The 23,477-nt window shown below is 33.6% G+C and carries 25 protein-coding genes; 13 read left to right on the top strand and 12 right to left on the bottom strand.

The window, feature by feature from the left end:
* Positions 1 to 61: 61 nt before the first annotated feature.
* Positions 62 to 265 carry a histone gene (locus IJI80_RS03950; RefSeq protein ID WP_292787827.1) on the bottom strand — a complete coding sequence of 68 codons (204 nt, stop codon included), beginning with the start codon at positions 263 to 265 and terminating at the stop codon, positions 62 to 64.
* 536 nt (positions 266 to 801) lie between these two features.
* Between IJI80_RS03950 and hisG the strand changes: the two genes are divergently transcribed.
* From hisG to pyrB, 5 genes are all read left to right on the top strand, one after another.
* Positions 802 to 1,665 carry an ATP phosphoribosyltransferase gene (gene hisG / locus IJI80_RS03945; protein WP_292787825.1) on the top strand — a complete coding sequence of 288 codons (864 nt, stop codon included), beginning with the start codon at positions 802 to 804 and terminating at the stop codon, positions 1,663 to 1,665.
* 70 nt (positions 1,666 to 1,735) lie between these two features.
* Positions 1,736 to 2,563, top strand: coding sequence for a fumarylacetoacetate hydrolase family protein (locus IJI80_RS03940; protein ID WP_292787823.1), 828 nt, complete (start codon positions 1,736 to 1,738; stop codon positions 2,561 to 2,563).
* Positions 2,564 to 2,685: 122 nt separating this feature from the next.
* Positions 2,686 to 2,850 (top strand): hypothetical protein, encoded by a 165-nt coding sequence (locus tag IJI80_RS03935; protein ID WP_292787822.1) that lies wholly within the window; start codon positions 2,686 to 2,688, stop codon positions 2,848 to 2,850.
* A 28-nt stretch (positions 2,851 to 2,878) separates the two neighbouring features.
* Positions 2,879 to 3,022: a hypothetical protein gene (locus tag IJI80_RS03930; RefSeq protein WP_292787820.1), complete on the top strand. Its 144-nt coding sequence runs from the start codon at positions 2,879 to 2,881 to the stop codon at positions 3,020 to 3,022.
* Positions 3,023 to 3,164: 142 nt separating this feature from the next.
* Positions 3,165 to 4,088 carry an aspartate carbamoyltransferase gene (gene pyrB / locus IJI80_RS03925; protein ID WP_292787861.1) on the top strand — a complete coding sequence of 308 codons (924 nt, stop codon included), beginning with the start codon at positions 3,165 to 3,167 and terminating at the stop codon, positions 4,086 to 4,088.
* Positions 4,089 to 4,090: 2 nt separating this feature from the next.
* Here the strand turns inward: pyrB and IJI80_RS03920 are convergent, their stop codons facing one another.
* The 5 genes from IJI80_RS03920 to IJI80_RS03900 all read right to left on the bottom strand — a co-directional run bounded on the left by IJI80_RS03920 (position 4,091) and on the right by IJI80_RS03900 (position 8,509).
* Positions 4,091 to 4,459 carry a HEPN domain-containing protein gene (locus IJI80_RS03920; RefSeq protein ID WP_292787818.1) on the bottom strand — a complete coding sequence of 123 codons (369 nt, stop codon included), beginning with the start codon at positions 4,457 to 4,459 and terminating at the stop codon, positions 4,091 to 4,093.
* The gene (locus tag IJI80_RS03915) at positions 4,456 to 4,800 is read right to left on the bottom strand and encodes a hypothetical protein (RefSeq protein ID WP_292787817.1); all 345 of its coding nucleotides are present in this window, start codon (positions 4,798 to 4,800) and stop codon (positions 4,456 to 4,458) included. The genes IJI80_RS03920 and IJI80_RS03915 overlap by 4 nt, the downstream gene beginning before the upstream one ends.
* An 18-nt stretch (positions 4,801 to 4,818) precedes the next feature.
* A complete protein-coding gene (locus tag IJI80_RS03910) occupies positions 4,819 to 5,157 on the bottom strand; it encodes a hypothetical protein (RefSeq protein ID WP_292787815.1) in 339 nt (112 codons plus the stop codon).
* A gap of 228 nt (positions 5,158 to 5,385) precedes the next feature.
* Positions 5,386 to 7,680, bottom strand: coding sequence for an FtsX-like permease family protein (locus IJI80_RS03905; RefSeq protein WP_292787813.1), 2,295 nt, complete (start codon positions 7,678 to 7,680; stop codon positions 5,386 to 5,388).
* Between the two features lie 124 nt (positions 7,681 to 7,804).
* Positions 7,805 to 8,509 carry an ABC transporter ATP-binding protein gene (locus IJI80_RS03900; RefSeq protein WP_292787811.1) on the bottom strand — a complete coding sequence of 235 codons (705 nt, stop codon included), beginning with the start codon at positions 8,507 to 8,509 and terminating at the stop codon, positions 7,805 to 7,807.
* 327 nt (positions 8,510 to 8,836) lie between these two features.
* Between IJI80_RS03900 and IJI80_RS03895 the strand changes: the two genes are divergently transcribed.
* Entirely contained in the window at positions 8,837 to 11,194 is a 2,358-nt protein-coding gene (locus tag IJI80_RS03895) for a phage holin family protein (protein WP_292787810.1), read from the top strand.
* Between the two features lie 48 nt (positions 11,195 to 11,242).
* Here IJI80_RS03895 and IJI80_RS03890 read toward each other — a convergent pair whose 3' ends face one another.
* The 4 genes from IJI80_RS03890 to IJI80_RS03875 form a co-directional block, all read right to left on the bottom strand.
* Positions 11,243 to 12,583 (bottom strand): magnesium transporter, encoded by a 1,341-nt coding sequence (locus IJI80_RS03890; RefSeq protein WP_292787809.1) that lies wholly within the window; start codon positions 12,581 to 12,583, stop codon positions 11,243 to 11,245.
* Positions 12,584 to 12,683: 100 nt separating this feature from the next.
* Positions 12,684 to 13,292 carry a potassium channel family protein gene (locus tag IJI80_RS03885; RefSeq protein ID WP_292787807.1) on the bottom strand — a complete coding sequence of 203 codons (609 nt, stop codon included), beginning with the start codon at positions 13,290 to 13,292 and terminating at the stop codon, positions 12,684 to 12,686.
* 102 nt (positions 13,293 to 13,394) lie between these two features.
* Positions 13,395 to 14,531: a cysteine-rich small domain-containing protein gene (locus IJI80_RS03880; protein ID WP_292787805.1), complete on the bottom strand. Its 1,137-nt coding sequence runs from the start codon at positions 14,529 to 14,531 to the stop codon at positions 13,395 to 13,397.
* A gap of 85 nt (positions 14,532 to 14,616) precedes the next feature.
* Positions 14,617 to 15,408, bottom strand: coding sequence for a hypothetical protein (locus IJI80_RS03875; protein ID WP_292787803.1), 792 nt, complete (start codon positions 15,406 to 15,408; stop codon positions 14,617 to 14,619).
* Between the two features lie 330 nt (positions 15,409 to 15,738).
* Between IJI80_RS03875 and IJI80_RS03870 the strand changes: the two genes are divergently transcribed.
* The 3 genes from IJI80_RS03870 (at position 15,739) to tsaA (ending at position 18,677) form a co-directional block, all read left to right on the top strand.
* Positions 15,739 to 17,442 carry a DNA-directed DNA polymerase II small subunit gene (locus IJI80_RS03870; protein ID WP_292787801.1) on the top strand — a complete coding sequence of 568 codons (1,704 nt, stop codon included), beginning with the start codon at positions 15,739 to 15,741 and terminating at the stop codon, positions 17,440 to 17,442.
* A 78-nt stretch (positions 17,443 to 17,520) separates the two neighbouring features.
* Complete coding sequence (locus IJI80_RS03865; protein WP_292787800.1) at positions 17,521 to 18,102, top strand: class II aldolase/adducin family protein; 582 nt, start codon at positions 17,521 to 17,523, stop codon at positions 18,100 to 18,102.
* 83 nt (positions 18,103 to 18,185) lie between these two features.
* A complete protein-coding gene (tsaA, locus tag IJI80_RS03860; RefSeq protein WP_292787798.1) occupies positions 18,186 to 18,677 on the top strand; it encodes a tRNA (N6-threonylcarbamoyladenosine(37)-N6)-methyltransferase TrmO in 492 nt (163 codons plus the stop codon).
* Positions 18,678 to 18,686: 9 nt separating this feature from the next.
* On the opposite strand, the gene IJI80_RS03855 is transcribed toward tsaA, so the two are convergent.
* On the bottom strand, positions 18,687 to 19,193 hold the full coding sequence (locus tag IJI80_RS03855; RefSeq protein ID WP_292787796.1) for a Panacea domain-containing protein: 507 nt from the start codon (positions 19,191 to 19,193) through the stop codon (positions 18,687 to 18,689).
* A gap of 278 nt (positions 19,194 to 19,471) precedes the next feature.
* On the opposite strand from IJI80_RS03855, the gene IJI80_RS03850 reads away from it, so the two are divergent.
* From IJI80_RS03850 to IJI80_RS03840, 3 genes are all read left to right on the top strand, one after another.
* The gene (locus IJI80_RS03850) at positions 19,472 to 19,726 is read left to right on the top strand and encodes a UPF0147 family protein (RefSeq protein WP_292787795.1); all 255 of its coding nucleotides are present in this window, start codon (positions 19,472 to 19,474) and stop codon (positions 19,724 to 19,726) included.
* Between the two features lie 362 nt (positions 19,727 to 20,088).
* Entirely contained in the window at positions 20,089 to 20,454 is a 366-nt protein-coding gene (locus IJI80_RS03845; RefSeq protein ID WP_292787794.1) for an HIRAN domain-containing protein, read from the top strand.
* An 80-nt stretch (positions 20,455 to 20,534) separates the two neighbouring features.
* Entirely contained in the window at positions 20,535 to 21,536 is a 1,002-nt protein-coding gene (locus IJI80_RS03840) for a DUF6569 family protein (protein WP_292787793.1), read from the top strand.
* 250 nt (positions 21,537 to 21,786) lie between these two features.
* Here IJI80_RS03840 and IJI80_RS03835 read toward each other — a convergent pair whose 3' ends face one another.
* On the bottom strand, positions 21,787 to 22,812 hold the full coding sequence (locus IJI80_RS03835) for a cobalamin biosynthesis protein (RefSeq protein ID WP_292787791.1): 1,026 nt from the start codon (positions 22,810 to 22,812) through the stop codon (positions 21,787 to 21,789).
* Positions 22,813 to 22,930: 118 nt separating this feature from the next.
* Between IJI80_RS03835 and IJI80_RS03830 the strand changes: the two genes are divergently transcribed.
* Positions 22,931 to 23,401 carry a DUF2299 domain-containing protein gene (locus tag IJI80_RS03830; protein WP_292787789.1) on the top strand — a complete coding sequence of 157 codons (471 nt, stop codon included), beginning with the start codon at positions 22,931 to 22,933 and terminating at the stop codon, positions 23,399 to 23,401.
* The last annotated feature ends 76 nt before the right edge of the window (positions 23,402 to 23,477 follow it).

Below are 23,477 nucleotides of genomic sequence, written 5' to 3'. Positions count from 1 at the left end.
CACGTAGTGATAAGAGTTTTGGTCCAGGTTTTGCAGCCCGAAGGGCTGGAAAAGCTGGGATCTATAATTCGCTAATAGCTAATTCGATGTCTTCAGCTTTAACGGTTTTACGTTTTGCTAATTCTGCGAATTTGATAGCTTTTTTAGCAACTTTAGCAGCTTGTGCTTCTACGTAAGCGTTTAATTCTTTTTTAGCGTCTTCGCTTACTCTTTCAGCACCAGCATCTTTAATGATTCTTCCGATAGGAGCTACAGGAATTGCCATAAATATCATTCTCCATAATTTTATTTTAAAAAACTATACTTATTACTAATGCAATAATTAGTGTAAACTTATTCAGACTTCATATTTTTAAAAAATACTAGCTGAACAAGCTTTTTTTCATAAGTACAATATTATCTTATAATTTACTAGTATATAAAGGTTTCTAAAAAATAGCCCTTATAACGCCCTTAATTAACAAAATATGATATATTACAATACAGAATTTGAATTCAGTAATTGTAATGATTTATAATTAAAAATCATAAACTATATATACAACAAATAAAATTCTAGCTATTCATATAGCATATAAAAAATTAGTTCATCAAAACTGAAACTAAACAAAAGTAAAATTTATTTTTAAATATATTACAAACGATGAAAAAATATTGAAATTATTTAATAATCAAACATGTCGAAAAATTTCATAAATTGATTAATATTATATAGAAATAAAACTAAAATAATTGTAGATAAAAAATATCAATGGCTTCAATAATAAGCTAATCTTTAGATAAAACAATATGGATGAAATCATGAAACTCAAAATTGCGGTGCCGTCAAAGGGCAGAATCAGTGATCCTGCAGTAAGGATATTGGAAAAGGCAGGACTTCGCCTCAAGGACAGCACAAACAGAAAATTATTCTCACAGACTTACAATGAAGATATAGACGTGATGTTTGCACGTGCTGCAGACATACCTGAATTTGTGGATGAAGGAATCTGTGACATGGGAATCACAGGATACGACCTCATAGAGGAAAACGATGCAGATGTTGAAATCCTTTTAGACCTTCAGTTCGGTGCAACCAAGCTTGTCTTGGCTTCACCTGATGACAGTGAAATAGAATCAAAGGATGACCTAAAGGATGGAATGACAATAGCTACAGAATTCCCTAAACTTACAAGGAAATACTTGGAAGAAAACAACTTAGACATAAAAATCGTAAAGCTTACAGGATCAACTGAAATAGCTCCATTCATTGGAATAGCTGATGCAATCACAGACCTTACAAGCACAGGAACAACTCTCAACATGAACCATTTGAAGATAGTTGATACAATACTTGAAAGCTCAATCAAATTAATTGCAAACAAGGATTCCTACAAGGAAAAGAAAAACCTTGTGGAAGCGGTAAGCACATCAATTCAAGGTGTGCTTGAAGCTGGAAGAAAGAAATTGATTATGATGAATGTAGCTAAAAAGGACCTATGCGAAGTTCAAAAGGTCATGCCTGCAATGAGCGGACCAACTGTATCTGAAGTCTTGTCAAAAGAGGAAACAATGGCTGTTCAGGCAGTGGTTGGAGAGGAAGAAGTCTTCGAGCTTGTAAACAAGCTAAGAAATGCAGGTGCACGTGACATTCTTGTAGTTCCAATAGAAAGGATCATTCAATAAATTATGTGGTTAAATGAAATTCCTAATATGAAGATTTTAATATGAAAAAAATAATCATTTCAGTGATTAAATGAAATTCCTAAGATTCAAAAACAAGGCAGACAGTCTAAATGAAGATAGAGAAATCAAATCAGGTTTCCTAGACGATGAAGGTAAAGTCATCGAACTAAAGGGAGACATCTTAGACTACTTCAATAATGACATAAAATTCATTTTAGACAATATGGTGGCATCACACAGCTTAGATGAGATTGAAATATATTCGCCTACCGAACCATCAAAGATAGTCTGCATTGGCCTCAATTACAAGGATCATGCAAAGGAATTGAATCTAGAGCTACCGGAAAGTCCAGTGATATTCATAAAGCCATCCACTACAGTAAATAGAACAGACAACATAATCGTCTATCCTAAAGTCTCCAAGCAAATAGATTATGAAGGAGAGCTTGCTGTTGTAATAGGAAAAACAACAAAACAAGTTAGTATAGAAGAAGCGGATGATTACATCTTCGGATACACAATAATAAATGATGTTACAGCAAGGGACTTCACCCTTGGAGATGGCCAATGGACAAGAGGAAAAAGTTGTGACGGATTTGCTCCAATAGGACCATATATAGAAACAGCCCTTGACCCATTGAATCAAAACATCATAACCAAGGTAAATGGAGAAACAAGGCAAAACTCAAACACTTCACAAATGATCTTTTCCCCTCAGGAAATCATATCCTATGTAAGCGAGACCATGACATTGAATCCTGGAGATGTAATAGCTACAGGAACACCTCCAGGTGTAGGTGAAATGAAGGCAGATTCCATTGTTGAAGTGACAATAGAAGACATTGGAACATTAAAGAACTATCTAATCAAGGAAATGATTGATGAATTAAATATTTAATAAATGCTTAAAAAGAATAAAAAACTTGAATAAAATAGATAAATTATTATAATACTTAACAATATATTATAAAATAGAATATCCTTTATTTAAAAAAGGAGTTCTGAAAAAGAGGTGAAAATATGGAATTAAATAAAGTTTGTTTATGTGCAATCGTATTATTCTTTTTAATCCCAATAGTAGGATTCTTTATGCACCACTTCTGGAAAGCATTAATTCTTGGTATTATCATTTCCGTAATTGTGGGAATTATTGGATGGTTCAAAGGAGACGAAATCGCTCCTTAAGTATCCTTTTTTATAGCCTGGTGAAAAAATGATTATAGAGATTATTATAATAGCTATACTATTGATGATTATATTTGGGCTATTGAAATGGATGATGAAGATAGGCATGAAAGTGTTTATCATCGCTATTCTTGTATTCATCATAATGGCATTATTAGGATACATATTCTAATAATATGATGAATTGAATTAAAAAGTTTTTAATCTAAATTAAAAACTTTTTTCATTTTTTTTTAAAATAAAATTCATATCTATTTTTTTCTTTTTATTTATAAAAACAGTGTTTCAACTGTAAATCTAAGGAGCGTAATACTATATTTGGCCATGAAAACCTTATTTCATTAAAGGATTTTAAAAAGGATGAAATTGAATTCATCTTAGAGGAAGCAAGCAAGCTTGAAGATGTTGCTAAATCAAAAAAGCTATCTAAAGAGCTTGAAGGAAAAATATTAGGACTCTTATTCTATGAACCTTCCACAAGAACAAGACTTTCCTTTGAAGCCTCCATGAAAAGACTTGGAGGGGAATGCATTGAACTTGGAGACATTTCAATCAGTTCAGTCGCTAAAGGTGAAAGCATTGCTGATACAGCTAAGATGTTTGAATCATACTGTGATGCAATTGTGATAAGGCATGACCTTGAAGGAGTATCACGTTTCCTATCCGATATGGTGGATGTTCCAATCATTAATGCAGGTGACGGTGCTGGCCAACACCCAACCCAAACATTATTGGATCTTTACACAATCAAAAAGCACTTTGGAAAGATAGATGGATTGAACATTGCCCTTCTTGGAGACTTGAAATATGGGCGTACAGTCCATTCCCTCTCATACGCTTTGGGAATGTATGATGTGGAGATGACCTTTGTCTCTCCAGACCAGCTTAAGATGCCTAAGGAAACATTGCATGACCTTGAAGAGAACAACATCAAGTTCAAGCAAACCAATAACATTAAGGATGTCATTGATGATGTTGATGTTCTCTACGTTACAAGAATCCAAAAGGAAAGATTCCCTGATGAAGAGGAATATGAAAAAATCAAGGGAGCTTACCTAATCAATAAGGAATTGCTTGAAGGAAAGGACCTTATTGTCATGCACCCGCTTCCAAGAATTGATGAGATTGCATATGATGTTGATGATACAAAGTACAATAAGTACTTTGAACAGGCAGCAAATGCAATTCCAGTAAGAATGGCTATCTTAAGAAACTTGATTACTCATAGGTATGAGTAATATCATTTACTTTTTTTATTCAAATTATTCAATAATTGAACAATTTCATTATATATTTCTTCGCTGACTCCAACATTTTTAATATAGAACTTATTGTCATAATCAGCATAATTCCTAAATCTTCTAATTTTTCTCAAGTTTTCACCTAAGGCCTTCTCATCACCATAAGATTTTTCCAATTCATTTATTAAAAATGAATGAGAATCATTAGAAGGAACTGTTTTTTGATATTTATCTTCATAATAATTCTTCACTAATCCAAAAGCTGCATAATAAAAACGGCCTACAGCAGAACGTTGATACTCTTCCTTTTTGGAAATATTTTTCATGCAGCTTCCAACATCATAAAATTTATCCCAAGTGAAAGTCAAAACAATACCTCCACTAATAGCAAACGCTTTACCTTGCAGTTAGAGACTTTCAAACAATCGATTTCCCTTTCTAAATCATGCAACTTCTTACGATTGCTTTTAAATTCCTTTTCATCACCATGAATGCATAGCATCAGATCTTCCAAATCCTTTATTTCAGGATCAGTTGCATATGATAATGAATAGAAATAATCTGGAAAATAAGATTCAAGCAAAGGATAGACTTTCTCAATTAACTCCAATAATCCAGTATTAGAACGAATAAAATCAATAATCTCTTTTTGATTGATTAATTTAAAATTATCTAATATGCAATCTCTTTTATTTTCTTCAATTAACATACTATCACTTGTATCAAATCATATATCAACTAAAAGTAATGGCTTAACATTGCAATTAGAAACTTTCAATTTCTCTATTTCATTTTCCAATTCTTTTAACCTCAAACAATCCTCATCATAAACCTTTTCATCACCATTGATAAATAGCATGATATGCTCGAGATTGATAATTTCAGGATCTATTGAATATAATAAACAATAAGAATATTTTGGAAAATAGATTTTTAGCAAAGGATATGCTTTTTCTATTAATTCCAATAAGCCATTGTGAGAATTAATAAAATTTATTATTTCATCACGATTTACTAACTTAAAATTATCCAATACACACCCCTTATTGTTTTCATGAATTAACAAAATATCACCTTTTTTAAAAATTAATTAAAAATCTTTATTTCTTAAATAATAGTATAAAAAAAGTTATATTTAAAGATAACTAAATTAAAAAGTCTTTTTAACAAAATTGAATCAATTTTATAATGATATAGTAAAATTAGAGTGATTTTAACAGATATAGTTTTATATAGTAAACCATGAGAAAATTTAAAAATTATAATAAAAATAAAAAAAGAAAATTATGGATATCTATTCATTGCTCTTCAAGGATTCAACCATATTTACCTTCTTGATCTTTCTAGAAAATGCTAGATTAACAAGAACAGACAATCCAAAGGTAATCAGGAAACTAAGAACGAAGTTCCATAAGTAAATGTTGATTGGGAAGCAATAGTCATCCCCAGTTGACCCCATCATAATGCTTATCAAGAGATAAGCTCCAGGAATAGCTAGAATAAATCCAATGGTTGAGAACCATAGGTTTTGAGTGAGCAAAAGCCTTCTCAAGCTTTTTGAATTGAATCCAAGAACCTTGAGGGTCGCAAGTTCCCTTTGAATCTCAGTGAATGACAACAGCCCAAGATTATACAATACCACAACTGCCAATACAATTGCAAAGGTAGTGAGAACACTGACCATCATATCCAATGCTTCAGTCATGGTGTTCCATCCCTTTCTGATGTCTTCACTTGTTGTAACGCTGCTTACTCCAGTGTAATTCTTTTTTACATTTTGCTTAGTCAAGACAACATTTGTGCTGTAGTTGTAGTCATCCCCTCCAATCTCATCAAAGACTTCAGGAGACATTATCAATCCTTGGCCAAAAGGAATTGAATAGGTTTCTGTAATCTCAGAGTCAATCCATTTAGGGTTTCCTGCAACATGCCACCTTACCTTATCTCCAACCTTCAATCCCAAAACTTCAGCCATCTTGTCTGAAATGGCCACTCCTTTAGGATCCAAGCTTATATAATTTCTATTGGCATCTGTGACCTTGTAATACTCAGAATCATTCATTACCGTAAGGGTTCCTGTCTTCTTGATTCCCTTGTACTTCAATTCAATTGCCTCTTCCCTGATTCCTTCACCATCGGTCTCATCCAGGATATGATCCAATTGTGAATCGGTGATGTTTTCCTCCAATATCAGCTTAGAATTGAAGTTATAGATCTGATTGTACTGCCAATCCTCTACATCATTGATTGAATCCACCATTCCAAATGCAGACATCACCAAAAGGGCACATGCAAAGACTCCAAAGACACTCATGATTGCTCTGGTCTTGTTCCTTTTAGCATCCCTATAGTTCCATCTTTCATTGAAGCTGAACCTTTTCCATATCTTGGTTCTTTCAATAAGGCCTGAACTTACAAGCTTTGGAGCTTTTGGCCTGATTGTTTCTGCAGGATTCTCATCGCTGATTCCCTTCACTGAAATGTAGCTAATCAATACTGAAGAGACTACCATAAGTCCTGCTACGACAAAGAAGCTGATGTCCCATGAAGGTCCCCAACGTGGAAGAGAATAAGTTGAAGACATTGTAGGGTAGAATAGATACGGTATGGTCAAAGGCCCTATTACAAGCCCAATAGCTGAACCTGTCAAGGACAATACGAATCCATAAGAGAGATAGTGAAGGATTATTGACTTGTTGCTGTAGCCCATAGCCTTTAAGGTACCTATCTGCATCCTTTGAGCTGAAATGACACGGGACATGGTTGTAACTAAAGTCAAGAGTGATACAAGGACAAATATCGCAGGGAAAATTCCTGAAAACATCTTGTGCTGATCTATCTCATCCTGCAAGGTCTTAATTCCAACATTATTGTCACGGTCGACATACTGAACATATGCCTTTTGGCCTAATTTCTCTTCCAATGCAGACTTGAAATCCTTCTCATCCAAGTCTTCGTGTGCATCAAGAGCTATTGTATTGTATACAATGTCAAAATCAGCACCTTTAGATGGCATATAGGCAAAGCCCACTTGAGAAAAGTCTGGAAGCAAGCTGCCTTCTTGGATATAATAGACATATTCCGGTGAATACATTATGCCCCTAACTGTTTTAGAGACTTCCTTTCCATCGAACTTTAAGGTGATCTTATCTCCAATATCCAAATTACGGCCATCTGCAAACCTTTTATCAATCCAGATTCCTTCCTCATCATTATGGTCAAAGTCTTCCCCTTTGAAAAGATAGAATTTAGAGATGTTTTGCTTTCCCTCTACAATATGGAGAGTGATGTCAGGGTCTGAAGAGTAGTTGGCAACCGTGCTCACTACCATCTCCCTTTGGGCATCCTTGATTTCATCCATGGACTTAATATCGGAAAATACATCGTCATCTATTTCCTCTCCATAGATCCATCCATCGGCAAGGTTGGTGTCTTCATAATAGCTGCTTGACACCTCCACCAATCCTACAGCCTCACCGCTGATTCCTGTAAATGCAAAGACTCCTATAAGAGCCATTAAAAAAATAGAGAGAAATTGGGCCTTATGATCCTTAAAATCACGTAGCATTTTCCTAAATAGCATTTTCATATTATCACTTTTAAAATGAAAAGTTTTCCAACCATTCAATCAAATTAAATTATCACTTATAAAAAGAAAGGCATTCCTACCATTCAATCAAATTAAATTATCACTTATAAAAAGAAAGGCATTCCTACCATTCAATCAAATTAACATCTAAAGGATTTTCATTGACAGTAACACTTTCAATCTTTCCGTTTTTAATTCTAATCAGCTTGTCAGCTGCATCAGCAAGCTTTGAATTGTGGGTTACAATCACTACAGTTGTGTCCTTTTCATGACACTTTTTTTGAAGCAATGAAAGAATCAATACACCAGTATTGGAATCAAGAGCTCCAGTCGGCTCATCACATAAGAGCATTGCAGGCTCCTTTGCCAAAGCCCTTGCAATTGATACCCTTTGCTGTTCACCACCTGAAAGTTGAGCTGGGAATTGATTTCCATGGCCTGTAAGGCCAACGGATTCAAGGATCTCATCACCATTCACATCCACATCTGTGATATCCCCCATCAATTCAACGTTTTCCTTTGCAGTCAAGTTTGGAATCAGGTTATAAAACTGGAATATGAAGCCAACGCTTTTGGCTCTGTATTTTGTCAATTCATCATCATCGAAATCTACAATATTCTGCCCATCAACCACTATCTTTCCGCTAGTAGCAGAATCCAATCCACCAAGCAAGTTCAATAAGGTGGATTTTCCTGCACCTGATGGGCCTAAAATAACAACGAATTCACCTTTATCGATTTTAAGGCTTAAGTTATCCAAAGCCTTCAATTCATGGTCTCCGCTTTTATAGATTCTTGATACGTTTTCAAATTCTATCATTGTTGACATGTCAACCCTCTAAAAAAATGATTAAGCAAGATGATATTTCAAATTAAATATTATCAGCATATAATTTATATTTTAAATTATATAAATATTTAGGTATGCCAAAATATTATAGCATGTAAAAATTATCTTAAAATTCGAATGAATTATAATTTTCCTTAAATGTTTTATACAAGCTTTTAAACAATGAAAAACTTATATTAACTATTATAGTAAAAATGCTTAATATACTTAATCTATTCAACTAAAAAATCTTTAAATAATTAAAAAATAAATATAAAATAGAATCAAAAAACTCATTCAATATTCTAAAATTATACAGGTTTTATTATGACAAGCTCAATAAGGGAAGATATAAAGCAAGGCATTTTGTTTATAGTTTACTTAATTCTAGAAGTAAGCATCTTCTTCCTTATAACCAAAACCCTTGGAGGAATAACAATACCAAACTTCAGAACCGCTTTTTTAGTCATAATACTCCTGTCTTTAGTAAACGCCATTTTATGGCCTATCCTAAGCTATTTTTCACTTAGATTCATTGTAGTGACACTTGGATTCGGAACCTTCCTTATCGACGGAATGCTCCTTTACATCATAAGCCTATTCATTCCAGGAGTTTACATCAGCGGAATATCCTTGTTTTCAGTTCCACTTCTAATCGGACTCATATCCTCACTTGTCTCACTTGTATTGAATATTGATGACGACAATAGCTACTACCACAACATTCTTGAAAAGGAAATGAAAGCTATCTACACTAAACCTAGTGATAAGGTCGGCTTCATATTTCTGGAAATAGATGGCCTTTCCTACAATACATTAAGAAAGGCATTGGATAATGGTGACATGCCTACCTTATCCAAATGGATGGAAGATGGAAGCCATGAGCTTGTAAAATGGGAAACAGACCTTTCAAGCCAGACATCATCATCCCAAGCAGGGATTCTTCATGGAAACAACAATAACATTCCAGCATTCCGTTGGCTTGAAAAGGAAAATGACAATCGTTTAATATCTTCCAATGGAAGGGATAACTCTGAACTCATTGAAAGAAGAATATCAAATGGAAAAGGGCTTCTTTCAAATAATGGAGCAAGCCGAAGCAATCTATTTTCAGGTGATGCTAAAGACCACATACTTACATTCAGCAAATTCTCAAAATCCGAAAGCATAGGATCAAACAGCTGGTATTATCTCTACTCAAAGCCTTATGTCATTACAAGAATCCTGATACTCTTCATGTTTGATATGCTTATGGAACTTGCATCAAGGATAAGGCATTTATTCAAGAATATAAAGCCTAGATTGAAATGGAGAGGACTGGCTTACTATGTTGCACGTGCAGGTACAAACGTGGTTATGAGGGAAGCTACAACATTCACCTTAATCGGGGATATCTTTGCAGGAAACTACAATGTGATTTATGCAACATACATGGGCTATGATGAAATAGCTCACCATTCAGGAGTTGAGGATTATGACTCATTCTATTCACTCAGGCAAATAGACAGGCAATTCAAGCGCTTGAATAATGCAATACAAAAATCTGACAGAAACTACAAGCTAATTGTATTGTCAGACCATGGCCAAAGCAAAGGATTGACTTTCAAGGAAAAATATGGTGAAAGCTTGAATGACTTGGTGAAAGAGCTCTTGCCTGACGACATTACAATTCACAGTATACTTCATTCAAACGATGACCACTTTAGGGAAAAATACTCTCTAAAGCCATACGTTGAAGACAACTTAGAAAAGATGGATAGAAGGATTGAAAGATCAATAGACAACACAAAGGAAAGAATAGACAACACCAAAGAAAAACTAGACACCAGAATAGACAATACAAAGGAAAGAATAGACAACACCAAAGAAAAACTAGACACCAGAATAGACAATACAAAGGAAAGAATAGACAACACCAAAGAAAAACTAGACACCAGAATAGACAACACAAGAGAAAGAATAGATTCCAGACTTGACTTTGAAATAAGCCCACGTGAAAGGTTCAATGAAATAAAAAACAACTCTTCAACATTAGAGTATTTCAATAAGTTGAAAAGTGAAAGAAGCTTTTTAAATAGCGAAGAGCCATTAAGCCAAAGATTGAACAATATTTCAACTGACTTGAACTTGAACATCAAATTCTCAAGCAAGACAACTGTAAGCAAGGAAACCCCTCAAGCAATAGTTCTTGCCTCTGGAAATTTAGGATTGATCTATTTTACAGACTGGTCCGATAGAATGACATATGAACAGATAGAAGACGCATTTCCTGGACTTATCAGTGGATTAGCTCATCATGATGGAATAGGATTCGTTATGGTAAAGTCTGACATATATGATACAATAGTATTGTCAAACGATGATGTCCTTTACCTCGACACTGAAGAGTATTATGGAAATCATTTCCTGGACAGATTTGGAAAGAACACAATCAGAAAGCTCAAGAGAACAGACGGATTCGCACATGTGCCGGACATTTTAGTCAATAGTGCATATGATGAGGAAAATGATGAAGTCTATGCCTTTGAGGAATTGATTGGAACCCATGGAGGAGCTGGAGGAAACCAGCAATATCCATTTATCCTATATCCAAGCGAATGGTCATTGGAAGATGAGATTTTCGGTTCTGAAAATGTCTATAAGTTCTTTAAAAGCGAAATGGAAAAGTCCTGGAATAAAAAATAATAATAAAAAAAGTATAGGTCTTTTCATCAAACTCTTTTTTTAATCCACTTAAATAAAACTCAAAAGACCTAAGGACACTACAATTAAAATCAATGTGGATATTGAATCTGTTAGGCTTGTAGATAATGGTATGACAATATTATCCGGATCAAGCCCTCTTCTATATGAAATTGTAGAGATATAGAAGACTACAAGCAACATGACTAAAATCAATATCATACCTGCAACAAGACTTATCAAAATTGATTGAAGGTATCCGACACCAATGTTATTGAAAGCTATTGTAGAGGATTCTGCCAAGAATCCTATTAAAGGATACATTACAATAGCTAATGTAACAATAGCTATGAAGTTTTCCATGGTGTGCTTTTTAGGTCTCAATACTGGGTCGATTAAACCGGAGTGAAGACCAGAGGACAATCTTGCACCTAAAATGCTTACCAAACCACCACTTTCACCTGAGAACAATGGTACCAAGGTCAGCAATGTTTGATTCTTCAAGAGTGTGCTAAGTGAGTTGTTCAATATTCCACCTGCAACGGTTCCCAATATGGAACAGAAGAACAATACTGGAGTGGATTGCCTTACGATATGCCTTACCTCATTGTCAGAGGTATATCCTGAAATCAAGGATACAAGTGTAATCAAGATTATGATTGCAAACAATATCATCTTGACTATTGGATCAAAGCCAATGAGATTGACAATCAAAACACTTAAAATGATTGCAGGTAATGTAAAGAAGTCTCCTACTGCTGCAATGAAGGGTGTTGTGATGTTATCTGGGTCCCAACCACCTTCAAAGCTCTTAAGTGAAATGAACATGGTAATAGGAAGCATGATGACTGTTGATATCAATCCTGCTATAAAGGAAATCAATACAAAGTCAAAAAGGCTTATGCTTGGGAAATTGAATATTATGCAGATTACCTTCGCAATAGCTCCAAGCAAAACGGAAAGGACCATAGTCAAGATTATGGATGCTGTAATGTTTTCATCCAAAAGGTCTGACCTTTTGAATTCAGGGGAAATGGTACCAATGTGGAGGTGAGTGCTTAACCTTGAACCGAATGATCCGAAGATGTTTCCTCTCATTCCAATAGCTCCTGGAATGATTACCATAAGACCAGGATAGGTCTGTAGGAAGAATTCCATGTTTCCTAAAATGATACCTGCACACAAGTCACCGACAGCACAAATGGAAAGGGCAATAAGACTTTCCTTTAAAACAGAATCAGTGTCAGCTAAAAATTCCCTAATATAGCCGACAAGACGTGCTGGAAGTGAAACAATGAACTTTACAGCATTGAATAAAAATAGAATGATGCTAACAACCAATGTGATGAGAGATTCCCCAAATTGACGTATCATCTTCATTAGACTTTTCAATTGGTTCACCTCCGCTCATCATTGTGTCACATCCATACATATTAAATAAATAATTTAATTGAAATCAAATTCGTATAAAATCTAAAATACCAATAAATAATTAATCATCATCAATAAACTCTTCAATATTTCCTAAATCCTCTAAATGCATTTCTCCATCAGCAAGCTTTTCAATGATTTCAGTTCCTGTTTCAGAACCTTTAGCAATCAAGACGTCACCTGCAAGGATAACTGTATTTTTATCCGGACCGTAAATCCAGGAATCTCCACGTCTGATGGAAATGATTCTCATACCAGTACGGTTGAGGAGCAACAATTCTCCTAAAGATTGATTTGCTAAAACTGAACTGTCTTCAACATTCACACGAATGATGTTCCTTTCGGATTCTTCCATAACCATTTTGAAAACAAGGTGTGGTTCGAATCCTTTTAGTGTCAAATCAGCTAAATCCTTTGCAGCATTACCCATGGATTCAGCAGCTTCTGCAATCTCAAGCAAGGTAGTCAATTTTTCAGCATCCTCAAGTGAACGTGCAGCTACAAGAGATTGCTTCTTGATTTCATAATTCATGCTGTTGAGTCTGTTTTCAAGGGTCAATACCTCTTCTGCTGCAGCTTTGTTATTGAATAAAACAGCAGAATAAGCTAAATCGACCATCAATTCCGACATATCTTTCATTTCAATTAAAATATCTTTTACACTTGGCATTTTAAAACCTTCTTTAATTAATATGTAATAAATAAGTATAATTCAATTCAATAATCTGAGTTAAAAATTTTAAAATCTATCCGTTAAAAAAATTATTAAAATTTATTTTAAAGTTTCCAATAGACATTCACGCCTTAATTTCAACAATTCAATATGCTTGCTTATCAAGTCATTCTTGTCTTCCAGAATGTTTTCAAGTCCTTTTCTTATGGCTTGACATGGCTCTTCAAGGTGAACCCAGTCACAGTGTTGACAACTCCAAACATCCTTGTCCTTGATCCATTCGCCTCCAGTCAATCCATCAGCACATGGATAGAAAGGACAATAGCAGAAATCACATGCCTCCAATTCCTTATGGCATGGCAAGTATTCACAGTCATAGTCAAGTCCTTTAGGTGTTTCATCCTTCAAGTACCTTTCAAAGAAATCTATGTTTTGTGAAATGAACTTAGGCTTGACAATATAGTCAGATGAAGTGACCATGTAATCCTCAAGCTTGTAAGACAATTTGTTTCCAATGATCAATGTGGAATTTTCTTTAACACTTTCGTCATTGATGTCCTTGAACTTGGAGATTTCATATGTGTAAGTCTCATTAACAATACCAAGCAATAATTCATCATTGTAATCATTGACTATTTCCTTAAGCTTATTGAAATTGGTCCTTTCATCATTTTCACCAATTGGATTGTGAATGAACAATACAAAATCATTTTTTAAAGCAAAGCTAATCTTATTTTTAAGCTCTTTATCTGATACTATTGGATTGTTTAAATCAATAGCTACAAAATCATTTAATGGAGCCCCTAATACAGCTGAACTGTAATCTATTGGAGAAACAGCAGGATAAATCTTTAATTCAAGACCATTATATTTTGAACTAAATTGAATCAAAAGATTGGCAATGCCATGAATGTTTCTCTCGTTAGAACAGATTAGTGCTACATTATTGCCAGAAGACCGTGAAATGGCCATTTCTATTTTTGAATAGTATTCCTCAAGCTTGGAATAGATATCACAAGTCTCTTCAATAGACTCTGATTCATCCAAACCAATAATCACATCATCATTGGACTTATCTAAATCCTTAGCAATGATTTCCTTATCCTTCAAATATGTATCTAAATCAGATAAGTCAATATTGTCATAATTGATTATGATATCAGATTCAATTATTGCATTGAATGCATTTATAGTCATGTTTCCTATATCAGAACCCATATTAATAAGATTAATCATCATATCACCTTTAAAGGACATGCTTATTTTTTATCTTTTGAAAATACCTTTAAAATATAAGTGATTTAGCTAAAAATAGCTAAACTTAAAACAGATAGAATAAAGGTGCTAATAGTTCACTTGTAGAGTCACTAGAACCACCAGAAGAAGAACCTCCAGATGATGAACCTCCAGATGATGAACCGCCACTAGAACCACCAGAAGAAGAACCTTCGGATGAAGAGCTTGATCCTGAATCAGATGAACTGGAACTGGAACTGGAACTGCTAGAGCTTGAACTGGAACTACTGGAACTGCTGGAACTTGATTTGTATTTTGAGCTTGAACTGGATTTGGAACTTGAATTATAGTCATCCTCCAATATGGAATAGCTATTGTCCTCAGCATCAAATATTTTCAAGATTGAATCAACCTTTAATGTGTCCAACTTGACTTCAATACCATTTATAGTATGTTCAGCACTTGCTGTAGCAATAATCTTATAATCTGGCTCACCATTGATGATGATTGAACCTGATTTTCCGCTAGGCTTGGAATATCCGAAAGCGGTTATAGTTACATTGAATTCATCCTTATCAGTATCGTCAACGGTTGTGATGGTCATGTTTTCCACATTGACCCCATCGACATCTGCCACCTCTGATAGCTTATCAGCCAATTCATATTTATTTGTTACATTGATTTGGTCTGGATCTTTAATAAGCAATCCACCAACATTGTCAGGACTGAAAAATGAAGTTACAGTGCTGACTTGCATATTTATTAATTCTCCTGGATCAGGAACCTCTCCAGTTGCTAAAGTATAGGAACTGAATAGCCCTATTTCAAAAAATACAAAAAATAACAATATTATAAGTATTATTCTTGAAATTTTCATTTTACATACCTTTTTGAATTAATTTTTAAAACGTTTCTAAATCATTTTATAAGCAATCGTTATGTCTCCTCACAAAACAAACTTTTCAAGCTCTACAATTAATTTTAAATGTGATGAAGACATATAGTTAGTATCTTATAATAATAGAATTTTTATTATTTATATATAATAAAATTATCGAAAAAGAAGGAAATATAGATTATTTTATTAACTAATAAAAAGATATATAAAATTGGATTAAGAAATTTTTATACGAATGTAATGGAACTGTTTCAATAAGTAAATCCTAAAGAATATGGACTTACTCAAAAAAAGACAAGAGGATTAAATATGACTGCTGAAATTCTTATTAAATTTGCAAGGAAAGGGATAATATTATCTCCAGAAGCTTATGATTTAATCAAAAACTCTAAAAATCCTATAAATTTAAGTTCAGAAATTATAGTGAAATTGAAAAGCGGAAATTATTCTAATGAGATGGTTCCAGTTGATGTAGACACCATTAAAAAAATGGAAGGGCTCAATTTAGAAATGGAAGGTCCTATTCAAGATAATAAAGCTAAGGCAGAAGAAAAGCCGGTGCCTATTCAAGCAAAAGCGCCTGAAACAATAGCTCCAACTAATAAGCAAACAGCCATGGAACTTCAAAAGCCTGAAATCAAAGAAGAAGGTGCAAAACCTGAAAATCCACAATCAAATCCAGGTTATGCAAGTGAGCATGTAGTAAAAATTGAAGATGAGGAAGTTTCAAAGGATGTTGAAATAAAATATAAAAGAAACCTCACTGAATCCAAAGTCAATTTTGATAAATTCAAAGTCCTTAAGGACACAAGCAATAAATCATACACAAGCGGTGAGATTGGAAATCTAATTGAATACTTCCAAAACAGATACAAGAAATTATCCGGAATATTGGAAAAGAGGCCTGAACTTAGAACCTGGCAAAAGATCAATGAAATCACTGAAAACCAGACTGACTTGAACCTAATCGTAATGATTACAGATATCAGAAGCACTAAAAATGGCCATTATCTGATTGAAGTGGAGGATGATACAGGTTCCATGCCTATCCTTGTAAGCAAAGACAATGAAGAGCTTTTAAGAGCTGCAAGAAACCTGATGAAAGATGAAGTCATTGGAGTAATTGCTCAGAAAAGAGCTGGCCAAAGTGAAAACCAATTGGCAATTTGTCAAAACCTCATTGACCCTGATGTTCCAAGAAAGGATAGGAAGGAAGTTGATTTCGGTACTGTATTTACATCAGACATTCATATAGGAAGTTCAACATTCCTTGAAGATGCATTTGTCAGATTTACAAAATGGCTTAATGGTGACTATGGAAATGAAGAACAGAGGGAAATGGCAAATAACGTTAAGTATATGATTATTGGTGGAGACATTGTAGATGGAATTGGTGTTTATCCAAACCAGGATAAGGAATTGGCCATTAAGGACATTACAGCCCAATATGATGAGGCTGCTCGTTTGGTTGGTGATATCAGAAGCGACATCAAAATCATCATTACTCCTGGAAACCACGATGCTTCAAGGGTTGCTGAGCCACAGCCGGCTGTTCCTGAAAAGTATGCTAAATCATTATACAAGCTAAATAATGTAGAGTTCCTGTCAAATCCAAGTACTGTCAGCTTGGATGGCCTTGAGGTATTGATTTACCATGGAAGAGGAATAGATGACATGGTGATGGGATCAAATGATTTCTCACATGAGCGCAATGACCTTGTCATGAAGGAATTCCTAAGAAAAAGGCATTTGGCTCCATTGTATGGTGAGAGAACCCCCCTTGCTTCAGAGCTTGAGGACCATTTGGTTATTGACACTGTACCTGATGTATTGCATACAGGCCATGTTCACATTAACACTTATACAAACTATAAGGGAATTCACTGCATAAATTCAGGTACTTTTCAGACTCAAACAGAGTTCCAGAAGATTTACAACATTGTGCCGACACCTGCAGAGGTTCCTATCATTGATGTAGGTGGAATATACAAGCAATTGAAATTCATTGATTAAATCAATTTTTATGAATAATCTAGCTATTTATTAGTTATCTTGCTTTTTTTAATTTTAATATTTATTAAGGATGATAAAATGGAAAAGGAAATTGTAAAATCCGTTGTGGAAATGTCAGCTTATGTATTTGAAAGAGGACTTGTCTCTGGAAAAGCTGGAAATGTAAGCGCAAGATTCAAGGGTGAAAGCGGCGACATTGTAGCCATTACACCTACCTTGAAATCCCTTGCAGACTTGAGGGAAGAGGACATTGTTCTTGTAAATGAAAAGGGCGAAATCCTAACAAAAGGAAAGCCATCATCTGAAGTGGGAATGCATTTGGCAATATACAGAGAAAAGCCGGATGTTTACGGAATTGCACATACACATTCACCATATGCTACAGGATTTGCATTTTCTAACAAGAAAATAAAGCGTCTTGAAGGATTTGGAGAAATAAAATCAGAATACCTAAAGGACATTGAGTACTTCAAGCCTGGAAGCAAGGAACTTGCAGAAGCTGCTAGTGAAGCTCTAAAAACAGAGGATGCAATCATCTTGAAAAACCATGGAGTCATAGCAACTGGAGAAACAGTTAAGGAAGCTGCTGCTCTCGTTGAATTCGTTGAGGAAATAGCTAAAACCCAATTTGTGACTCATGTCTTGAACTCAATAGATTAAAATAAGTCAATGCTATATAATTTTTTATTTTAAATAATTCATCGTTGTAAAATTTTATATATATCAAAAATTAATATGATAGTATGAAAATTGAATTTGAAAGTATTGGAACAATCCATTCTCCATTCAAGGAGTTAGAGGGAATGCCAATCCAACCAACTGGTGCAAAGGGAATTAAAGGAAAAATATGCATTAAGGATGAATTCAAGGCAGGATTAAAGGATATTGATGGATTTTCACATCTGATACTTATCTATCACTTGCATAAGACAAATGGTCATGCACTGGAAGTCAAGCCTTTTATGGACAACAATACACATGGAGTCTTTGCAACAAGATCTCCTAAAAGGCCTAACAATATTGGAATGACTACTGTAAAATTAGATAAGGTGGAAGACGGCATATTATACGTTTCCAATGTTGACATACTTGATGGAACTCCACTTCTTGACATCAAGCCATACGTTCCTCAGCTATTTGAAGACACTTTGGTTGATGATTTAAAAATAGGATGGTTTGAAAACAACCATCAAAAGGCTAAAAGCCAAAAGGCAGATGACAGATTCATAAAATGAACTTATCATCTAACTGATTTTCACATAAACCTTATCATGATTATTTGATTTGCGGAAAAAGACCAAATCATAATCAATAATCTCATCAGCTTCAGTTTTCTTTACAGGCACATCCCTAAGGGAATACTCACCAATCTGCATACCATTCATATGACTTAATTTCTTGATGACCTTATTGATTACAATCAATTCCTCTTTTTTGAAATCCATTTCAGGCCCTTTTAGGGAAAAGTATCTGTTCATTATCTTGCCGCATGGCAATCTTCTTTTTCCCAAGCTAATTTTGTTTTCATCAACCAATTCCTCTATAGCCATTTCAAAATGAATCGGCACAGGACCTCTTTCCTTCTTTATGTAGGACTCATTTGTGATGGATTGGTTGAACTCCTTATAATAATTGAAGTCTGAAAAGTAAAGCAGCTTGTGAAGCACTGTTCTTCCAACAGTATTCTTAAAGCCGCACTTGTATATGATGAAATGCAATACGTTTTTGAATTTATCCTTATCAAAGTCCATTTTAAACCCTCTTTGAAATTATATATCATTTATAAATTATTAAAAACTTTTTATTTGAAATTATAAAACATGGATAAAAACGATTTCTTAATTAAAAATAAACTTTTTATCAAAACTTAAAAAAGATAATCATTTCTTATTTTACTAACAATATACCATAAATATATATACTTTAAAAAGCATATCATTTATTGTTATAGACTATTTACTTTTTTTGAAACTGATTTATACTTATTTTTATAATATTTTCAAAAATTGATGAATAGGGAGGAATTATTATGGTAAACGAAACTTTTGAAGAAGTATCCGCAATTTTAAAACATATTATGGAAAACCCAAGTGTACCACGTAATATCAGAAGAGCTGCAGATGAATCTTTCCAAACATTAAACGATGAAAGTGAAGATCCAACTGTAAGAGCTAGTGCTGTAATCTTAAAGTTAGATGAAATCAGTAATGATCCAAATATCCCAGTTCATGCAAGAACCTTAATTTGGGAAATCTTATCTAAATTGGAAGCTACCACAGTATAACCCAGCTTTTACTCGCCTTTGGCTCGTAAAACCTGGACCAAAACTCTTTTCACAGATATTGTGAAAAGTTCTTTTATCTTTTTTTTAAAAATTTTAAATTTACATCAATAACTATTTTTAACATAATTTATCATTATTTTTCATTTGAGTAAAATTTTTCAAAATGATTATACACACTCTCATAAATGCTATTTCAATTAACTCAAATTACATTAAACCTAGACGTGCATTTCAAGTGTAAAATTAAGAAAGTTTAGTATTAAATTATTTATTTTTTTTCAAAAATTTTTCAAAATCAAAAACCTTTATAAGTAACGGATTTCATAACATAGTGTACATGCTATTTTTAAGGGGTGAAATGTATGAACGACGAAAAATTTAATGAAAAATATGTAACTGTAATCTGTTTTAACCAATTCCATGGAAAGAAGATATTCAAAATTGGTTCTATTTTAAAACTTATCAAAGAGCCTGACAATAATCACGACTCAGAAGCGATCAGAGTTGAAATGAGGTATGCAGGTAAAGTGGGATACTTGGCAAACAGCACTAAAACTGTTGTTAGAGGCACTATGAGTTCAGGAAGGGTTTACGACAAGATTGATGATGAGAACGCATATGCAATCGTAAAGTTCATCTCTCATCAAAATGTAATTGCTAAAGTCATCGAAGATGATGAGCTTGCTGAACTTAGAAAAGATCCTGAAAATGATGTTAATTTCATTTAAATCATTTTATCAAAAATTAAAATTATAAATATCTAATTTAAATTAGTTTGAATAGTATAAAACAAATATGGGGTGATAATGTGGAAAAAACAAATGAGAAAATTGAAAACAATGAAATTAATGAAGATTTAAAAAAGATTGAAGACATTGCATTCATTGACATAAACGGCACTAAAATAGCCATTGAGCTATTGGATAGCCAAAAGTATGAAAATGTTGAAGCAATTCCAATAAAGACTGATTCCTTTGGAAAGAAAGATTTCCTTACCCTAAATAAAGGATATGAAATGAACCTTGTTGAAATCAAGGAACTTGAACATTCAACAGTAAATACCGTTTCATGCAAAAACGATTCGGTGGTTCCACTCATATTGATTGATGGAGATGAGATTACCGGTGCAATGCAAAACCGTATAATAAATGACACATTGCTAATTCCAGCCCAGTCAACAATCAATATTCCTGTTAGCTGCACTGAACACGGCAGATGGCACACTAGAGGAGAAGGTGAAGCATCAAGAACCTTCAAGCCATCATTGTATTCTGCAAATCACAGTACAAGAAGCAGAAAATCAAGAGCGTCCTATGAGGAACGTGACTATCAAGGAGAAGTCTGGGATTCAATCAGTGAATTCGAATCAAGATCCAATTTCAAATCAATGACCAGCGCATTGAATGACAGCTATGAAAACCTTAAGGATAAGCAAAATGACTACCTAAGCAAATTCCATATCGAAGATGGCCAAAATGGTGTTATCTTCATTGTTAATGGTGAAATCAAAGGATTTGAATTGTTCTACAATCATAGCATTTACAAGCAGTATCATGAAAAGCTCTGCAGAAGCTATATCATAGAAGCCATAGTTGAGAAGAAATCTGTGGACAATATTGACAGATTGGAACTCATGAAGGTTTTGGAAAACATTTCAGATAGCAAGTTCAAGTCCAAAAAATCAATAGGACTTGGTGACAATCTCAAGTTTTCAAATGATTTCGGATCCGGTTCTGGCCTCCTATGGGAAGATGAATTGATTCACATGACTTTCTTCAAGGATTTTGTAATTAATGAAGTTATTATCTAACTTCATTTTTTTATTTTTCATTTTTATAAACTCTTTTTGCATCAATAATCCACTTAGAAAGTAATATCCTTTTACACCATACTCTTTTTTAAATCCATTGGTTTTTTTAAAAATTAAATATTCCTTTTTTTTAAAAAAAGATTGATTACATGAAAAATAGGTTCTTCTATAATTGAAGAAGAATCAAATCCATAAAGCACTGAAAGAATTATAATTGAAGAAGAATCAAATCCATAAACCACTAAAAGATTTATAATTGAAGAAGAATCAAATCCATAAACACTACAAAGAAAAATATTGTAATCAAGAATATGGTCAGTCTTGCAATGTCAATTGCCTTGTCAATGCATTCAACCTTAAGCGAATGCAAGTTATCACCTAAGGTATAAACTCCCTCCTTTTCAAGTTGAATATTCAATGCTCCTGCCACTGTAGCCATTGTATAACCAGAATTAGGACTGTCACAGTTTCTGGCATCCCTTCCCATTATGTAATAAGCACCTTTCCAATTAAGGGCTAGGAATGCAGATGAAATCACAATTAAATATCCTGAAATTCTTGCTGGGATATAATTCAATATATCATCCAAATGGGCTGGCACGAATCCTATATTGTAAAGCTCATCAGTTTTATATCCAAGCATTGAATCCATAGTGTCAACTGTTCTATGAATCAATGCTGCAAGTAGAGCCAATATCACTACAGTTAAATCATTGAATCCTAAAAGGAATGTTATGATACCGACAATTGAATAGTAAAAAATAGTTGAAACATAAGAATCTGGAATGTTTTCAGTTAATGTTTCGATTACAGCTGAAATTACATGTTCCTTATTCAATTCACTTGTCTTTCTGCTTACCAAATAACTTACTGCCTGACGGGCCTTGTTTAAATTATTGTTCCTTAGATCATTTTCCACATCTCGTGCTGAATCAAGGAGCAATTTAACTGAAAAAGTTGATGACAGCAATAAAAGAGCCACTAATTTGAATAGGTATAGCATTGCATCATTAAGGTACATGAAATGCTTTATGAGTAACATTGGCACTAAAACAATAAGTGAAGAAACTGCTATTACACATATTGAAATAATAAATCCGGATATCTTATTGTCATATTTAATAAGATATTTCTTGAAAAAGCTGATTATGTTTCCAATCCATACAACAGGATGTATTTTAGCAGGAAATTCTCCTATCAGCAAATCAAATGCCAATGCAAACAATAGTATTGTAAGCAGCATGTAAATTGAATTTGAGTAAAGTTCAGTTATCATTAAAATTAAATATATTAGCAAACTATATATAATTTATTGATATTAAAAATTTAATTAAAATTAGAATTTTTACAGTAAATACAATTTGAAATTTTATGTTTATTTTATGGATGATAATATGGCAATAGATGAAGAGCAAGTCAGAAACTGGTTAATGGAAGTGGACCTTATTCGTGAAAAGATTTATGATGAAAACGCTAATTTCCATTACATTATTAACTTTCCAAACAACAATGCAATGGACATAATCAATCCTAAATCAAAAGAGGATGTTTTAATCGTAGGTTGTGCAACAGAAGTTTCACAGGAAGAGCAGCACATTATTAAAAACAGTCCTAAAGATCTCAATCAGGAATTCATTTGGAAGATAAGATTTTCATTGAATGAAATGCTTCTTGATTTTGAATTGGAACATCCAAATGATCAATTGACAAGATTCATAATAACAGAAGACATTTTTGAAGATGGTCTTACAAAACATGTTCTTATAAAAACAATCAAGAAAGTCTTTAAGGGAAAGCTTCAATGCATTTGGATTCTTGGTAAAACATATGGATCCATTCAAAACAACAATCTTCCTGATTTATAGATTATGTTATTCATTGTTTTTTAAAATTCATTTATTAATATTTTTTTAATTTTTCAATTTTTTCTTTTTTTTTCTT

It is taken from the genome of Methanobrevibacter sp. (genome assembly GCF_017432245.1).
Classification (GTDB): domain Archaea; phylum Methanobacteriota; class Methanobacteria; order Methanobacteriales; family Methanobacteriaceae; genus Methanobrevibacter.
Note: the sequence above shows the minus strand (reverse complement) of the source record. Positions and strands in the feature narration are given on the sequence as shown.

Excerpts from the sequence above, each read along its gene's own strand:
- IJI80_RS03950 (WP_292787827.1), bottom strand. The coding sequence starts at position 265 with ATGGCAATTCCTGTAGCTCCTATCGGAAGAATCATTAAAGATGCTGGT.
- hisG (WP_292787825.1), top strand. The coding sequence starts at position 802 with ATGAAACTCAAAATTGCGGTGCCGTCAAAGGGCAGAATCAGTGATCCT.
- IJI80_RS03940 (WP_292787823.1), top strand. The coding sequence starts at position 1,736 with ATGAAATTCCTAAGATTCAAAAACAAGGCAGACAGTCTAAATGAAGAT.
- IJI80_RS03935 (WP_292787822.1), top strand. The coding sequence starts at position 2,686 with ATGGAATTAAATAAAGTTTGTTTATGTGCAATCGTATTATTCTTTTTA.
- IJI80_RS03930 (WP_292787820.1), top strand. The coding sequence starts at position 2,879 with ATGATTATAGAGATTATTATAATAGCTATACTATTGATGATTATATTT.
- IJI80_RS03915 (WP_292787817.1), bottom strand. The coding sequence starts at position 4,800 with ATGTTAATTGAAGAAAATAAAAGAGATTGCATATTAGATAATTTTAAA.
- IJI80_RS03905 (WP_292787813.1), bottom strand. The coding sequence starts at position 7,680 with ATGAAAATGCTATTTAGGAAAATGCTACGTGATTTTAAGGATCATAAG.
- IJI80_RS03900 (WP_292787811.1), bottom strand. The coding sequence starts at position 8,509 with ATGTCAACAATGATAGAATTTGAAAACGTATCAAGAATCTATAAAAGC.
- IJI80_RS03895 (WP_292787810.1), top strand. The coding sequence starts at position 8,837 with ATGACAAGCTCAATAAGGGAAGATATAAAGCAAGGCATTTTGTTTATA.
- IJI80_RS03885 (WP_292787807.1), bottom strand. The coding sequence starts at position 13,292 with ATGCCAAGTGTAAAAGATATTTTAATTGAAATGAAAGATATGTCGGAA.
- IJI80_RS03880 (WP_292787805.1), bottom strand. The coding sequence starts at position 14,531 with ATGATTAATCTTATTAATATGGGTTCTGATATAGGAAACATGACTATA.
- IJI80_RS03875 (WP_292787803.1), bottom strand. The coding sequence starts at position 15,408 with ATGAAAATTTCAAGAATAATACTTATAATATTGTTATTTTTTGTATTT.
- IJI80_RS03870 (WP_292787801.1), top strand. The coding sequence starts at position 15,739 with ATGACTGCTGAAATTCTTATTAAATTTGCAAGGAAAGGGATAATATTA.
- IJI80_RS03865 (WP_292787800.1), top strand. The coding sequence starts at position 17,521 with ATGGAAAAGGAAATTGTAAAATCCGTTGTGGAAATGTCAGCTTATGTA.
- tsaA (WP_292787798.1), top strand. The coding sequence starts at position 18,186 with ATGAAAATTGAATTTGAAAGTATTGGAACAATCCATTCTCCATTCAAG.
- IJI80_RS03855 (WP_292787796.1), bottom strand. The coding sequence starts at position 19,193 with ATGGACTTTGATAAGGATAAATTCAAAAACGTATTGCATTTCATCATA.
- IJI80_RS03850 (WP_292787795.1), top strand. The coding sequence starts at position 19,472 with ATGGTAAACGAAACTTTTGAAGAAGTATCCGCAATTTTAAAACATATT.
- IJI80_RS03845 (WP_292787794.1), top strand. The coding sequence starts at position 20,089 with ATGAACGACGAAAAATTTAATGAAAAATATGTAACTGTAATCTGTTTT.
- IJI80_RS03835 (WP_292787791.1), bottom strand. The coding sequence starts at position 22,812 with ATGATAACTGAACTTTACTCAAATTCAATTTACATGCTGCTTACAATA.
- IJI80_RS03830 (WP_292787789.1), top strand. The coding sequence starts at position 22,931 with ATGGCAATAGATGAAGAGCAAGTCAGAAACTGGTTAATGGAAGTGGAC.